The organism is Pedobacter sp. Leaf132, assembly GCF_920984695.1.
Lineage (GTDB): Bacteria > Bacteroidota > Bacteroidia > Sphingobacteriales > Sphingobacteriaceae > Pedobacter.
In genome coordinates this window covers 1-16,667 of the sequence record NZ_CAKLBO010000015.1, presented here as the reverse complement: position 1 = coordinate 16,667, position 16,667 = coordinate 1, and the positions used below count along the sequence as shown (strand labels likewise).

9 protein-coding genes are annotated in these 16,667 nt (G+C 40.1%); all 9 read right to left on the bottom strand.

Going from position 1 to position 16,667, the window contains the following annotated elements; genetic code table 11:
* Positions 1-7 precede the first annotated feature (7 nt).
* The 9 genes from LUA86_RS18720 to LUA86_RS18680 all read right to left on the bottom strand — a co-directional run bounded on the left by LUA86_RS18720 (position 8) and on the right by LUA86_RS18680 (position 16,552).
* Positions 8-1,813, bottom strand: a complete 1,806-nt coding sequence (locus LUA86_RS18720) for a RagB/SusD family nutrient uptake outer membrane protein (protein WP_231465638.1) — start codon at positions 1,811-1,813, stop codon at positions 8-10.
* 21 nt (positions 1,814-1,834) lie between these two features.
* Positions 1,835-4,963: a TonB-dependent receptor gene (locus LUA86_RS18715; RefSeq protein ID WP_231465637.1), complete on the bottom strand. Its 3,129-nt coding sequence runs from the start codon at positions 4,961-4,963 to the stop codon at positions 1,835-1,837.
* Positions 4,964-5,522: 559 nt separating this feature from the next.
* On the bottom strand, positions 5,523-6,440 hold the full coding sequence (locus tag LUA86_RS18710) for a DUF4886 domain-containing protein (protein WP_231465636.1): 918 nt from the start codon (positions 6,438-6,440) through the stop codon (positions 5,523-5,525).
* Positions 6,441-7,373: 933 nt separating this feature from the next.
* Positions 7,374-8,108 carry an IclR family transcriptional regulator gene (locus tag LUA86_RS18705; RefSeq protein ID WP_231465635.1) on the bottom strand — a complete coding sequence of 245 codons (735 nt, stop codon included), beginning with the start codon at positions 8,106-8,108 and terminating at the stop codon, positions 7,374-7,376.
* Positions 8,109-8,804: 696 nt separating this feature from the next.
* Positions 8,805-10,283, bottom strand: coding sequence for a RagB/SusD family nutrient uptake outer membrane protein (locus LUA86_RS18700; RefSeq protein WP_231465634.1), 1,479 nt, complete (start codon positions 10,281-10,283; stop codon positions 8,805-8,807).
* Between the two features lie 37 nt (positions 10,284-10,320).
* Positions 10,321-13,323 (bottom strand): TonB-dependent receptor, encoded by a 3,003-nt coding sequence (locus LUA86_RS18695; RefSeq protein WP_231465633.1) that lies wholly within the window; start codon positions 13,321-13,323, stop codon positions 10,321-10,323.
* Positions 13,324-13,835: 512 nt separating this feature from the next.
* Positions 13,836-14,585 (bottom strand): LamG domain-containing protein, encoded by a 750-nt coding sequence (locus LUA86_RS18690; RefSeq protein WP_231465632.1) that lies wholly within the window; start codon positions 14,583-14,585, stop codon positions 13,836-13,838.
* Positions 14,586-14,592: 7 nt separating this feature from the next.
* Positions 14,593-15,828 carry an MFS transporter gene (locus LUA86_RS18685; RefSeq protein ID WP_231465631.1) on the bottom strand — a complete coding sequence of 412 codons (1,236 nt, stop codon included), beginning with the start codon at positions 15,826-15,828 and terminating at the stop codon, positions 14,593-14,595.
* Positions 15,829-15,871: 43 nt separating this feature from the next.
* Complete coding sequence (locus LUA86_RS18680) at positions 15,872-16,552, bottom strand: hypothetical protein (protein WP_231465630.1); 681 nt, start codon at positions 16,550-16,552, stop codon at positions 15,872-15,874.
* Positions 16,553-16,667: the final 115 nt, after the last annotated feature.

Genomic DNA, 16,667 nt, shown 5'->3' with positions numbered 1-16,667 from the left:
AACTCGGTTATAGCCAACCCGGATTTTGAGTGAGTAATCTGTTCAATGAAATTTCTGATAATGGGATTGGTAAAAGATTGTGTTTTTCAGAAATGTTATCTCCGGGACGGGAAGCGTATTTAAAGGCAGCAATATACCTTAATGTTGCCACTGATGCTGCATTTTTCATCCGTTCCATAAATATCCCCCATCTGATCAAATCTCCCCGGCGAAGACCTTCATAACATAATTCACGCGATCTTTCATCAATAATGCTCGATCTGAATGCCGTTTGATCTGCGGTTTCTGCGGGAAGTAAATTGGCATCGGTAGCGATTGACAAAGCTACGTTCGCTGTAGCACCAGTTCCGGTAGTTCCTGCTATGGTAACCGTTGGTACTGATGTATAAAATGCGCCAGGTGTAACCACAGTGATAGCACTTACCCTGCCATTGGCTATGGCAGCAGTGGCAGTGGCCTGGGTGGTAAAACTACCTCCGTTGATGGTAACGTTTGGAACTGTTGTATACCCCGAACCGCCGTTCACTACATTTACGGTAAATACATTGGTTCCGTTTAACTCTTTTCCTGCGCCACGTTGCCTTACCAAATTCACATAATTGATACTCTCGGCATCCGGACCGGATATTTCATTTTTTGCCTCGGCATACATTAACAGTACATCAGCATACCGCAACAATGGGAAATTGGCGCCGTTGTAATTTCTGTTTTTTGGGGTCAGCAGTTCGTATTCCCGACGCCATTTCCCAACACTTTTGGCTTCTGCCACGGTTTGGAAAACTTTCGTTTTTGTTGCGCCACTGTAGTAATACGAACCTATGTTCCAATCGCGACGTAAATCCTGCTGTTTATAGATGTCGTACAGTACACGGGTTCCGTTCCATTGCCCATAACTGTTTCCAATTTCATCATTAGTTCCGGCCAATCCGCCTAAAACGCCAAGCCTGCCCGTTTCATTTACGCCCGACTGTAATAAATTCCCTGTGAACTCCACTTCCCAGATACCTTCTTTAATATCGTATTTATCCTGCATATGGTTGATAAATATTTGTTCGTATGAAGGGTTTAGGCTGTGAATTCCTGAATTGATCACCATTTTTGCCCATTTAGCGGCATCAGCATATTTCGTTTTATCGTTTAATGGATTTCCAGCCATTTTTAAACAAACACGAGCCAATATGCCCTGAACCGCACTTTTACTTACACGACCAGCAAAGTTATAGGCGGTGATCGGTTTTACCAACCCTTCAGCAGTAGTCATATCTGATAAAATCTGTGCATAAACCTCTTTAAGAGGTGTACGGGCAATTTCAGGATTATTAACAGATTTTGTCGGTTCTAAAATCAATGGTACATCACCAAAGTTGGAAGTCAACAAATAATAATAGTAGGCCCTCAGGAAAAGCGCTTCTCCCATAACTACACTTCTATTCGCTTCTGGCATTGCAGGTTTATTAATATTTGCCAACAGAATATTTGCTCTTTCAATACCGGCATAAAGTGCTTTCCATACACCCGCAACGGAGCTATTGTTGGAATCATAGTTGTAAACCTGTACACCTATGGTTGTGGTTGATTGCCTGAAGAAACTTTCATCAGTGGCCACTTCAAATTGCGACCATAGGATTTCTCCGTAAAGGGCTGCGCTACCCATAATATCATAAACCCCAACCAAAGCGGTATTGAGTTCTGTTTCATTGTTGAAGTAATTTTCAGGAGATACAAAATCCTTTGGAAGCACCTCTAAATATTTTTTGCAAGAACTTATACTGAATACCAATAAAAGTAAAAGCAGTGATAATTTTATTTTCATCTTTCTGACTTAATATGTAAACTAAAAAGTTGCGTTGATTCCGAATGTTAATGTTCTGGCCCGGGGATAGGCAGAGTAATCAAATCCTGGTGTAAGCGTAGAGTTTTTGACCGACACTTCGGGGTCAGGACCACTGTAACCGGTGATGGTAAAAATATTCTGCGCCGATAAGTAAGCCCTCAATGATCTCACCTTAATGTTTTTTAACACTTCAGACCCCAGGCTATAACCCAGTGATATTGTTTTCAACCTCAAATAAGAACCATCCTCAATTATTCTTGAAGAATAATAAGCCGGACCTTGGCCACCAACACGGTTAAGTGTATTACTTGGATTGGTAGGTGTCCAACGATCAGCATAGCTCGCATACTGGTTAAGGCCTACCGCACCGGTTGCATTTCCTTCAAAAACCAATCGGTTCGCATTCACAATATCATTGCCATAAGACCATTGCAAAAAGACATTCAAATCGAAGTTTTTATAGTTGAAGTTATTTGAAAATCCACCCACATGAATAGGATATGCCCGGCCAATTTGAGTTTGATCCAAAGTATTTACCACCCCATCACCATTCAAATCTTTGTACTTGATATCTCCAGGTTGAACTGCGGTACGAGCGCTTCCATTATTAACTACATCGGGCCTTAACGAATACCTACCATCTGGCAACTGGTCAAAATCACTGAACTGATAAATGCCATCAAAAACAAATCCATACATAGCAGCAATGGGATTGTTTAATTTAGCCACATATAACGGAACGCCAGTATATCTTCTCTCCCATACAATAGGCGTTTGCAGAGATTCCTGGTTATCTGCCAGTCCGAGCAATTTATTATCATTAAAACTGATGTTTAAATTGGATGACCAGGTAAAGGTTTTAGTTGTGATGTTTACCGTATTTAGCGTAAACTCCAAACCCTGGTTGCGCACTTTACCAATATTTTTAAACGCATTGGCATAACCGGTTGTAGTTGGTAAACTTGCATTTAACAATAAATCAAAAGTAGTTTTGCGGTAAGCATCAAAGGTAAACTGGATCCTATCTTTAAATAAGGAAAGATCGTAACCTATATTGGTAGTTGCTGTGGTTTCCCATTTAAGCCCTGGATTACCAATGGCCATCGGGATAATTCCTTTAACAATGTTGTTGTTAAACGCATAAGCCGCCATTGGCTCGATGATGAACGTAGAATAGGTAGAAAATTCACCTATCCTGTTGTTTCCGGTTTCTCCATAACTGATCCTTAACTTCGCATCGCTGATGAATTTAATATTTTTCATAAACGGCTCATCGCTCATTCTCCAGGCAAATGCGCCCGATGTGAATACACTCCATTTATTATCATCTCTAAATTTAGACGATCCATCGGCCCTAACCGTAGCAGTGAACAAGTACCTCGATTTGTAATTGTAGTTTATACGGGCCAGTCCTGAAGCCAAAGTTGATCCTGTAGCTGTTGAGGTGATGGTTCTGGGCATTCCTTCATCCAGGCCATTAATTCCTAAGCTTTCATTTGGAACCGCTATTGCCGTGTAGCCATAGCCGGTGGCGTTGATTCCTTGTAATGTGGCCCCTAAAAGCACATTTAGGCTATGATTTTTATTAAAAGTATTGTTGTAGGTTAATGTATTTTCGTTTACCCAGTTATTTACCTGCCGGTAAGCAATACCGCCGTTTACACCCGAAGCACCCAAGGGACCAAACGGACTTCCTGAACGGGTAAGGGTATTGTTAAAACTTTCGCTCCTATTCTGATTGTTGTTCAAACCTCCAGTTACCCTCAGTTTCAGTTTAGTGGTAATGGCATAATCAATATAGGCATTGGCAATAATACTGTTGTTTACATTTTTGCGGTATTCGTTATTTACCGATGAGATAGGATTGAAACGATAGTTTACATTTTCATCGATCTCTGGATCGAAAAGTTCGTTTAAGAGATCGGCATTGCTACCACTAACCGGCCTGTAACCCCAAACACTATACATCAAATTAGTACTGGCATTAATTTGCGAAGTGGACGATGATGGCGTGGTACCGGTAGTGTTGATACTGCTATAATTGGCGTTAATTCCAATCTTGATTTTTGAGCTCAACTCCTGGTCTAGTGTTACCCGGCCTTGGTAACGTGAAAATCCGGAATTAATGATGACCCCTCCCTGACCGAGCGCCGAAGCGGAAACGCTGTATCGTGTTTTAGGAGTTCCGCCACTGACTGAAATATTATTGCTATGCATTAATGCATCTCTGTAGAGTTCATTTTGAAAATCAATACCCTGAACATTGCGATATGAATCTAGGTTTCTGCCATTGCTGAAATAAACCGCGGCTGTAGTAATTGGATCTAGGTCATTTTGCAGGCGTACAAATTCATATGGCCCCATCATTTCCTCCCTTTCTGATACCCGCTGTACCGCAGCGTAGCCATTATATTTTACCACAGGCTCACCAATAGCACCCCTTTTTGTTGTAATTACGATAACACCATTAGCACCCCTCGAACCATATATAGCTGTGGAGGATGCATCTTTTAACACCGTAATGGTTTCAATCTCCTCTGGGTTGATCACATTATTGTTTGGATTATCAATTGGAAATCCATCAATTACATATAAAGGGGTATTGTCTTGCGTAACGGAGTTGTTTCCCCTAATCACAATATTATTGGATATCCCGGGTTGCCCTTCGTTTGAAGAAACCTCAACGCCAGCAACACGTCCTGCCAGCGCATCATCGAAAGATTTTACCGGCGCCTTCTGCATGTCTGTAACATTTACCTGCGCTACCGAGCCGGTTAAATCTTGTTTCTTTACTGCGCCGTAGCCAACCACTACAACTTCATCCAGCCCTTGAGAGATACTGATCAGGCGGACATTAATCTCGTTCCGAGATCCGATCTGGATGGTTTGTGGGATATAGCCCACGTACGACACCGATAGTGCACCTGCATTTGAGTTGGGAATGCTGATGGAAAAATTACCATTCTGATCACTCACAGCCCTGATGTTATCGCCAGCTTTCAGGTTTACTCCAGGTAGCGACTCCCCGGTTTTTTCATCTGTTATTTTTCCCTTAAGCTGCCTGGTTTGGGCATCAGCATAATGAATAATCATTAAGGGAAGCAGTAACAATAATAGAAATTTTCTCATACGCTTTCAGGATTATAATTTGGTTATAATTTCTTGACCAATACATATGGTCATTTTTTAATGCTATAAAAAGAAGGAAAACCATCGATTGAAACAACCAGAAATCCAGACTTACAATAACAGTTTATATTGGTTAATTTTATAATATAAAACTATATTTTACATTATTACATAAAATTAGAGCAATTTTTTAGATATGCAAACTTTTTTATTCTTTTTCATTTAAAATTCTTGCGAGAAGTTACCTCAGCACATGGAAGGTGGAACAAGGCTTGGCGTGAATTGCGGTATCTTAACAAAGGCAGCATAAAAGTCAGATTGCTTCAGCTTACTCTCAATCATAGCTTCACAATAACGACCTCAATACCGTGATTGCGAGAAACGAAGCAATCTATTAAAAGGGAAAGATTCCTTTAGCCCGTTCAAGTTCGGCTTTGCGATAACAGCCATTATTCAAAACTCACATTTACTTATTATCGAACTTAGGCTTCTACAATAATTTAAACTACTGTATTTAGGCATATTGCACTGAGTTAAAATGGTTATGAAGCATTCACAATCACAATTTATTTTCCACTTTATCTTTCAATAACCCGGCAAACTCTTTTGAAATTCCCTTTGGCATGAATTTTACTTTTTTTACAGACTTCTTGAATAATATTTTATACCAAACCAATCCGCCCAGATATTTTCCTGCATCGTTTGCATGATGGGTATCAAAAACCAACTTATTATCCACCCATACCCAGCCTATATTTAATGAATTTTTCTGATCTGGTAAAGCAGGGTAAATAGCAGTTTCGGGATTAAAATTTTCGTCTTTTTTATAAGCAGATGCGGGATCGCTACTAATCAGCCAAAAGGCGTCTCCTGTAGGTATAAGCGAAATATTATTCTCTTTTGCTATTTGTTGATAGGCGGCACGGGAGCGTTCATACATTTCTTTCTCCGACTTTGCAGGAACACCTGGCGCAACTTCGCCAAAAGATCTAGAGTCAGATCGGTACGCCCATGTTTGATGTAAAAGTATGCGGGCTTTAGGCTGTAGCTGCTTGATTAAGTTGTACAACATCTTTGCATAAGGCCTGTAACTTTCTATATTACCGGATAATCCAGAATATTGTTGAAAGGTTACAACATCCCATATTCCCTTCGTTAATAGCATGCGCAGGGATTTATTGCCTAAGTAGGGTTTCCCCTTAGGATTGTTAGGTTCAGTTATGTCTAATTCAGCCAATTCCCAATGCTTTTGCAGCGAGCAGCCTCCTATTTCGGCACGTCCGATAACTAACTCATGTCCTCCTTCCCTGGCAATTTGAGGCAGGTAGGTCGTGGCATTTTGTGAAAAGCTATTTCCGATGACGAGTACACGAAGCGGACGATTCTGACCTGCATGGGCCTGGCAATATCCGTTATGAACGAATAAAAGGACGGTTAAGATGGTGAGAAAATATTTCTTTAGGCTTATGTTTTTCATAGTCGTAATTTATACGTTCAATAGCATTTTTGGAATTTTTTCTAACTAATGTGGGTGATGGGTTTAAAAATTATTCATGTTTCTAAAATTGTATTTCTGTACTAATTGAGTATGTGTTTTATGCGCTGGGAGATGGGTTTATTCATTTTTCCATTAGTTATGTTTAAAGGCTTTGAGCTTGCTTCGCAATTTTTACATCACAAAGAAAGAATAAAGCGCCGGCAGAGAGTTTTTCTATTAACCTGATTTCGATTATTGCTTCTTCAAAAGAATAGCATAAATACCATTCCCGTCGTTGCAAGGAACGAAGCAATCCCATTTAGAAATTCAGCGTGCTTCAGCCCGCTCGAGTCGGCTCCGCAATGACGATCCTCAATACCGTCATTGCGAGGCACGAAGCAATCTCATTGGCAACTCCGCCCAGCGTATCAATTTAAGCAGTTTCGATATCCACTAAAGAAGATCTGATTGCATCTCCTGGCGAAATCGGATTGCTTTGCTACATCAGCTCATAATGATTATCTATATATCTGGTTATTTGTTATTTTACTATATAAAATAGTGTTTTGTATTATTACATAAATTTATATTTTTAATTATTTAATACAAATATTTTTTTTATATAATAATTTAGAAATCTAATGATCCCATTCAAATTTCAGTAAGATCTTGATGAAGTCTAAAGGTACTATCTCAAAAACGCATTTTTTAAGCAAAAACTCTCAAAATTATATTTTAGAGTCTGATATGCTGAGTTCGTAGAAGCATTAAAAGGTTTTCGACAAGTTCAGACTTACAAAATTTCAAAATAAAAACGTTAACTAATTTTTTAAAAATTTTAACGCAATATTAATTTTGTTTTCGTCACTTGATTTTACTTTTGATACTCTTCAATATGGTAAAATTCATCATGTTGCTTTTAGGATGCTTAGGCTATTTAAGATTTTGGTTAATCAATTTACCGGTTTTAATAATCTCATTAAGTGTTGCCTTTTTATTTGCGGTATCATACCTGAACACAGGCATATATACACCTAATGCAGCGATCACCATTCCATCTTTAAATATTGGTACTGCTATGCCTACAATATTATCTTTTGTTTTCCGGATAGCGTAATTGTCTTTCTTAATTTGAGCCATCTCGGCATAGAATGAATCTTCTTCCACTGGCGAATCCCATTCATCATCATCAGGCAGACCATAAGTGTTTACAAACTTCTTGAGGTCATTGTCGGGCAAACAAGCCAGCATAATAATACCAGATGCGGTTCCATAAGCACGCTTCTCAGAGGCGGCACGTACCTGCAGATCGTGACTGCTGAATACGCGGAGCAGTACAATACGCAGGTCGTTGTTTAGTACCGTAATCTCAGAATTTTCGTTCAGGGTTTCGGTTAATGCATTAAGCTCCTGGCGAGTGAGGCTAACCAATTCCTTATTGTAACCATCACTACCCGTTAGTTTAAAGGCCGCTGAACCTAGAATGTAACCTTTTTTATTATCGATTTTCTGGACAAACCGCCTGCTGGTCATGGTTTTAATAATATTGGCACAAGTACCTGCGTTCAAGTTCAGCGTATTTGCAATTTCGCTGAGTGTTTTGGGTTTGTCGGCATCCTTGCCAATAAATTCGAGAATATCTAAAGCTCTATGAATTACCTGAATCATAAATTTGAGTTACTTAACAATTACGAAAGTATAAATTTTAACCTTAAAAACGATTTTCATTTTATTATATAAAGTTATACGGGATTTTATTTTATAAAGTTGAAAGGAAGGGGTCGTGAATTATATGTTACTAATATCATTCCGTTATTGCGGGCACGTAGCAATCTGGGTTAAGTTAAAAGTAAAAAATACAAACAGGCGGTAATATCGTCATTGCGAGGCACCGAGCAATCACATTAGAAAAGTGAGATTGCTTCAGCCCGCTCAAACCCGGCTTCGCAATGACGACCGCAAGACCCGCTCGCTCAAGCCCGGCTTCGAAATGAGGATCCGCAATACCGTCATTGCGAGGTACGAAGCAATCCCATTTTAGAAAAGTCAGATTGCTTCAGCTCGCTCATGCCCGGCTTCGCAATGAAGACAGCAAGCCCCGCTCGCTCAAGCCCTGCTTCGAAATGAGGATCAGCATTACCGTCATTGCAAGGCATGAAGCAATCACATTACAAAAGTGAGATTGTTTCAGCCCGCTCAGCCTTACTTCACAATGACGACAGCAAGACCGTCATTGCGAAGTACGAAACAATCCCATTAGCAATTCAGATGGCTTCAGCCCGGCTTCGCAATGACGACCATTTTTGTTAAATCACATGTTGTTACTCGAACTCAGGTTAAAATAGTTGTTAAGCAAGCATTTAACTAATAACCCGGGTTCTGATCTTTTACCGGATCAAGAGCGGGGTTAAAGCTCATTTCAGAAATGGGAATAGGCCATAAATAATGCTTCTGGGCAATGGTTTTTCCAACCGCAGCTTTAATAATTTCGGCTGCCTTACCTGTTCGCTTCAATTCAAGCCACCGTTTTCCTTCATACTGAAATTCATAGCCACGCTCCTTGATAATTAAATCAACAAATGTACTTGCATTATAATTTCCAAGAACAAAATCGACCGTTGAAACAGCGGTTGGTATTTTACCATAGGCACGGCGGTGAACCTGATTAAGTGCTTCCAGCCCTTCGGCAGTTGGCGCATTTGCTGCACGACAGGATGCTTCGGCATAAATAAGGAGTAAATCGGCATAACGATACCAGGGCATATCGTTGCCTGCAGCCGTAGTAGTGGTTGCCAGTGGATCGATAAACTTCTTACTCAGTAGAGAGGTAGTTCCCAAACCAATATTATAACTATACCATTGTGCTTTTCTTAAATCTGCATTATCCTGATTTTTATACACAAGGTTGTTGGCATCACTATAATTAGCAAAAAAACCCCCGGCGCCAAATAGTTTTGTGCCCGGATGATTGGGGAATGCTACCCAGAAATTACCTAAAAGTGTCTGCCGGGTGTATTTGGTGTAAAAAATTTCCTCAGTTGTTGTTACTACCTCGGGGCCAAAGATCTTTTGAAAATCATCGGTTGAGGCGATGCTTACCAAAGAATATCTACGCGACTTCATCACTTCATCGCTTTTATCGCGGGCTTCGTTATAGTTTGCCGTTTGCAGATATATATCTGCAAGCAAGGTTTTTGCAGCCCATTTGTTAGGCCGGCCAATTTGGGCAGACACATCCGGCAAAACGCTTTCAGCTACCTTAAGATCGGCAATAATCAGATTATAAACCTCTTGCGAAGTATTGCGTTTAGCCGCAATATCGTTCATGTTGGCCTCAGTACGGATGGGCACACCATCCCAGTTGCGTACAAGCTGAAAGTAATTAAAGGCCCTTAAAAATTTTGCCTCAGCGACATATTTATCTGCATCGGCTTTACTTATAGCATTACCATTTGGTGCATTTTTTATCACCAGGTTGGCATTACGGATACTGAGGTAAAATAGATCCCAAATACTTTGAATACGGGTAATATTGGTGGTATTTAACCCTTGGAAATCGCTCAATTGGGCATAAGTACCGCGACCGTAGCAGTAATCGGTGTAAGATTCGTGTTGCGCAACAAGTAACGGTAATCCATCCCGGTAAGGTATATAAATAGCATTTGTAGCGGCTTCCACTTCGGCGCCAGTATTGTAAAAGTTTTCTACGGCAAGGGAACGCGGGTTTTCTACCAGTTCTTTAGTGCACGATGTAAAAATTAACGATATTAAAAGCAGGCTGCTCATTTGTTGCCATAACCTTAATGCCAACTGCTGTTTATTTTTATTAAGTATAGTCATCATGATGTGATTAAGATATTAAACATTTGTAAATTAAAAATTAGAATCCTGCCCTAAAACCGAAGGTAAGGGCCTTATATGTTGGATAACCATAATTATCAAACCCTTGGGATGTGGAATTTGCACCTCCGTTTGAATTGATCTCTGGGTCCCACCACGAGTATTTGGTAAAGGTGAGCAGGTTTTGCCCACTGCCGTAAACCTGTAAACTTTTAATCCAAGTAAGCTTTGTTTTATTAACAGGGATATTGTAGGCCAGCTGTATATTACGCAAACGTAAATACGATCCGTTTTCTACCATTCTATCTGAAATATTGACCGAGGTATTTCTGCTCGGAACGGGATATTTGGCATTGGTATTGGAAGGCATCCAGTGATTGTAATAAACATCCTTGATCATGTTTAAGCCAGCACTATAATCAAGGGTATTACCTATTCCGCTAACATTAAACAGATCATTACCCTGGGTACCCTGCAAAAACAGGGTAAGTTCAAAATTCTTATAATTCATGGTTGAGTTAAAACCATATATGAAATCAGGATTTGGGTCTCCAATGTATGTTTTGTCGTTAGACGATATTACCCCATCAGCATTTGTATCTTTGTACTTAATTTTACCTGTGGCATCATAGCCATCTTCAAGATAGCCAAAAAACTGCCCTAATGGCCTGCCTTCCCGTAAAATATTGGCATTATCGTTAATTACCCCCACGGCTACTTCGCCACCTAAAATATCTACGCCACCATACAATTTAAGCACCTTATTACGGTTTATGCCGATGTTGGCATTAACATCCCACTTAAACGCTCCATTGAATATGCTGCCATTAATTCCAAGCTCAAAGCCTTTGTTTTGGATTTCACCTACATTTTGTATCGTGCTGGTGAAACCTAATGAAGATGGAAGTTTAACCGTGTTGAGCAGATCCCTTGTGTTTTTAATGTAGAAATCCATGGTAAAAGATAAGCGGTTGTTCAGTATCCCGACATCCAGGCCTACGTCTTTTTGCACCGTAGTTTCCCATTTTAAATTTCCGGGTAACTGTGCTCCCGGTGCATAAGCTGTAAATAAGGCATCATTAAATACAGTACGGCCAGATTGTAATTGGTTTAGGGTAGTGTAAGGTTCAATGGCCTGGCTGCCGGTATTGCCCCATCCCAATCTCAACTTCAGGTCCGATATAAAAGTAACTGATTTAAAAAAGCTTTCGTTTGATATGCGCCACGCAAAAGCTGCCGATGGAAAGTAGCCCCATTTTTGACCAACGCTATATCTGGAAGAACCATCGGCACGCATACTGGCTGTAAGTAGGTACCGGTTATCGAAACTATAGTTTACCCGGGCCAGATAAGATAGCAGAGCCGAGCGAACGTAACCCGATGTTGAAGTACTGGGCGTGGTAGCTGCACCTAAATCATAAGTGCCGCTTTGATCGCTGATAAAGCCCGTACCAGAGCCGTTAAGTGTGGTACGATTAAACGATTGATAAGTAAAACCGGCCAATGCATTGATACTGTGTAATTCATTAATGGTTTTGTTATAGCTAATGGTGTTCTCACTGAGCAGGCTCAAATTTTGAGAAGTACCAACATTAGCAACTCCTGCCGAATTTAGAAAATTACGTGTACGATAAGAATCGCCGCGGTCGTCGGCATTATCTATTCCTCCTAATATTTTTATGGTAAGTTCGGGTATAGGTTTAAAGTTAATGGCCGCATTGGTAAGGATTCGGTTAGACCTTGTTTCATTGGTTTCTTCGTTTAAATAATAAATGGGACTGGTTAACACACTCGACACAAATGCATGACCAGGTGCAGTGGCCAGATCGCGGTAAGTACCATTATCGTTAAATGGCGTAAGGGTTGGCGGTGCAGATATGGCAGCAGAAATCATAGTACGCCCACGTGCCCCCCCGGTGCTGTTCTTTGTGGCGCTATTAATGCGTGTTAGCACACTCGAAACATTCACACTGAATAACTTGCTGATCTCATGGTTGATATTAGTGCGTAAAGAGTAACGGTCATAATTACTGCCTTTGATAATACCATCTTGGCCGAAAAAGCTTCCTGAGATAGAGAACTGTGTTTTATCGTTACCGCCACTGATGTTGAGTGATAACGTTTTGATGGGCGCCTTGGTAAAAACAAGATCCTGCCAATCATAACTATTGCCGGAATAGTTATCAATTTGTTGCTGGGTAAAATATGGTGGCAATTTATCGTTAGCAGCCTGCTCGTTGTAAAATGAAGCAAATTCCTGTGCGTTCATCAGCTCGAGTTTTTTGCGTAAGCTTTGGGTGCTGTAGCTCGATTCCAGGTTAACAGCCGTTTTGCCGGCCTTGCCTTTTTTAGTGGTAATAATCACTACGCCATTTGCTCCCCTCGATCCATAAATGGCGGTAGCCGAGGCATCTTTCAAAACCTCCATTGATTCGATATCGGCATTATTAATAGTGCTGGGATTTGTGCCCGATATTGGAAATCCATCAATCACGTACAGTGGTTCGTTGCTGCCCTGCACAGAATTTGTACCCCTTATGCGCACACTCACACTTCCACCAGGCGACCCACCATTTTGCAATACCTGAACTCCGGCAGCCCTGCCAGACAAAGCTTGTAATGGGTTGGTAGCTGGAAATGAATTAAGCTCTTTGGATTTTACCTGAGATACCGAGCCGGTGAGATCGCTTTTTTTTACCGTGCCGTACCCCACTACAACCACATCGTTTAGTTCATTGTTGCTGATCACCAAATTAACATTTAGTACCGTATTGGCACCCGTAAAAATTTCTTGGTCTTGGTAACCAACGTAAGAAAAAACAAGTACAGCATTTGGTGCCGGAACATTAATTTTAAATGCTCCATTGCCATCAGTAACTGTACCGGTGGTTCCGCCTTTAAGCTTAACACTCACACCAGGCAAGCTGAGTTTATTATTTGCATCAACTACCTTTCCGGTAATGGCGATGTTCTGGGCCATGGCGCTTTGCAACAAGAAGATGCAAAACAATGTTCCCAACATTAAGGATACTGTAGATTTCATAAATTTGAATTGGTTAGAAAATGTAATAGGATACTTTATTATTTTATATTATAAAATAAGACTTTACAATATAAATCTAATTTACATTTAATTATTTTGGATGCAAATAATTTTTTCCTTATTTGATACATTAATTGGAATGGGCCGGTAGGTAGGGTTTAATTATTTAACGTGAATTATGGATGTTTTCACGTTACAACAATTTAAGAAACAATCTTATGAGTAGATTATGGAGGATTCAAGGCAAAAGAAATTGTTTCAGCCCGCTCCATTCCTGATTCGCAATCACGATTATCTATCATCACCTATGTAACAGACTGGTAATCAAAAACCAATACCTATAATTTCCATTAGTTTAAGCAACTAAAAAAACCGCCCTAAAGTGGTTTTGGTTTAAATAACCTGAATTAAGGTCTTTTCCCGTCAACGACTTTCAAACAATACTCTTGCTATTAATTGATAATCAATTTAAAACATTTATCACTCCCGTTCAATCATAATCATAAAGGAGATTACATCAAGGTTTTTTGATGAATAGCTAGAATCTCCTCAGCAGATAAAGCCTTGCTATATATGGCTAAACCAGCTAACTGTCCGACAAAAAAATTTCCCATTTCACCTAAGCGATGTACAGCGCCAACTGTAAAATCTGATCCGCTTATGCCACCATCAAAGATACCCCGCTGATATTCATAAGGATTAGTATCAGGCCTCAAATCTGGGATTCCGTTTATGAATGAAGTGATAGAATTTCCATCATAAATAAAGGCTACAAAGTTCCATTCGTGGTACAAAACTGGCGTGGCGCCTATTGATGCATCAATACACCATTTTTGATTGGGCGTAGGGCCGCCTAGGCCAGATATATGGCCGCAAACCTGATCGGCACTGTCATTTAACCGAAGGTTTAAAAACAGACAATATTGTCGGAGCTTTTCGGTTTCATTCCACATCCCTGCTATCGCCTCGCATTGAACATAGCTTTTGGGCATGCGTTTAACCCAGGCTATTACCGTAACCTGAGCTTGGTGGCCACAAATATTCAATTCAGGGCATTCACTTCGTTTGATATACAGATATTGCCCTTCTTTAATCTCCACTGAAGAACCAGACAAAGGCCCATCGTTCCGTATTACCATATCGCCATTGCCTTCTGTTAATCTGTAGGCATGGTTACCTTTGGAAAGGTATGGATCTGTTGCGTTGAAATCCCAATAGCACACTAAATCATCCCGATTAGCGATATTATTAAATTTTGTCATATATCATTTATTTTTCGGTTACAGTGTTAAATTCGGTATGCACTATTCTGTCTTTCCTGAAAAAACGCACAATGGCAATCATAATAAATACACCACCTAAAAAATAACTTACCCATAAACTTGATATGCCCACACTTAAGCCCAGCGTTGGTTTTAATACACCCAATAGCAAAGGGGAAAACGCACCTGTTATAAAGGCAAACATGATCATGATTCCAGTTGCTGACGATTTTATTGAGGGTGGTACAACCTCATAAATAGACGCATAAATGTTGGCATCATAGATCCCCCGAAAAATACCAAAGAGAAAAAGCGCTAGGCAAGATATGGTTAAGGTATCACTCATACCAACCCAATAAATAAATGGTGCACCGGCAAACAACGCCACACTTTGCACCAGCAGGCGATAAATAGGTTTGGTTTTCGCGAATCTATCAGCCAATTGGCCGCCAAAGATTACCCCTAAAAAAGCCCCTGCATGGTGGTAAAACAAAGCTGAAAAACCTGCCCGGCTGAGTGATAAATGAAATTTTTCAACCATGAGAGATGGCATCCAGGTTAGGTATCCGATATTTACAAAAACCATACAGCCGAAGGCCAGTGTCAGCAATATAAAAGTTGATTTCTTGACCAATACTTTTCCAACCGAAAATACGCTAAGCGGTTGAGTAGCCCGAACCGGAATATCATTTTTAAAATAGAAAAATATGATGACCGATATCAGTACACCAAATATGCCAAATAGATAGAAAGCACTTCGCCATCCATAAGTCTCAGCAATGTAACCGGCAATTAGCCCTGATAATATGATACCGCAATAAACAGCCGTTTGGTGTATAGCCAAACCTAATGACTTGTTTTTTTGATGCTCGTCACTAATGAGCGAATTGGCTGCCGGTGCATAAAAAGCTTCTCCGCCACCAGTGGCTACCCCTCTTAAAAATATGAATTGAAGCAGTGTGCTACAAAAACCAGTGAATATCGTGGCTAAACTCCAGAATAAAAGGCTAAAGCCAATCATTTTCTTGCGACTCACTTTATCGCCTATAAAACCAGCCACAGGCACCAGCAAGCCGAACGTCCAGCTAAGAATAGAGGCGATTAAACCCAGTTGAGTATCGGTTAAATGCAGCTCTGCCTTAATCTGCGGTAATACTATACTAAATAATTGCCGGTCGGCTTGGTTTAAGAAATAGGCCCACCACAGCAAAAATAATATTAACCATTTGTAACCTATCTTCATATACAATTTTATATTATAAAGTTTTATTTTACAATAATATTAATTAAGTTTTACAACTCCAAATTTGAAATAACATTTGGGTAATTTGCGAAAACCAGTTCACTTGACCCCTATCCGCTAATTCGCTAAAATACAGACAAGCAAAACTTTGCAGAAAATTTATTTCCGGCGAGAAGGGGTCAATGTCCTCTGGTTTATCCACTTTAGCCACCGAGTCTAGAATAATTGCATTACTATGTGACATTGCATCCCACCATTGCCAGTTGCTGTGAAAATCAGCCGGAAAGTGCGCAAAGGCCGGATGTTTAGGATTGCACAGTATACCAAGCGTGTTAGGCGGAGCTCCTTTAGTCCATGCGGTATTCCAAAAAATAGAAGAAAAGCCAACTGCAATGCTGCCACCCTTTTTTGCCGAGATGCTTCCTTTAGGTAAGGTTAATAAAACTTTTCCGCCTGAATTTAATACCCTGATCGCATCTTTGTTTAAGGAATTGGTTATCAAGACGGATGTAGAAAGGTTCGGCAGTTGTTTGGGGTAAACAAAAAAGTCCCAACTGTTTTCGAAGCTGTCTATTTTAACACTTAAAATTAATTTTTTTGCCTGGACGATGCTTTGCAATGATTGTTTGATTACTCCAATCTCAGCGATTTTGCCATTATCAATTGTTTGTTTGGAAAGTTTTCCATTAAAAACAACCTTACCGTGATCGTCTGCATATACCAATAAATTTGACCCCCTTTCGCCAATTTTAAATTGACCCCCAGAGTTGTTGCTTGAAAAAAGCAGAAGTTGTTGTACTAAATGGCATTTTAGAATTGATCTTTCAAGTCCTGTTTAA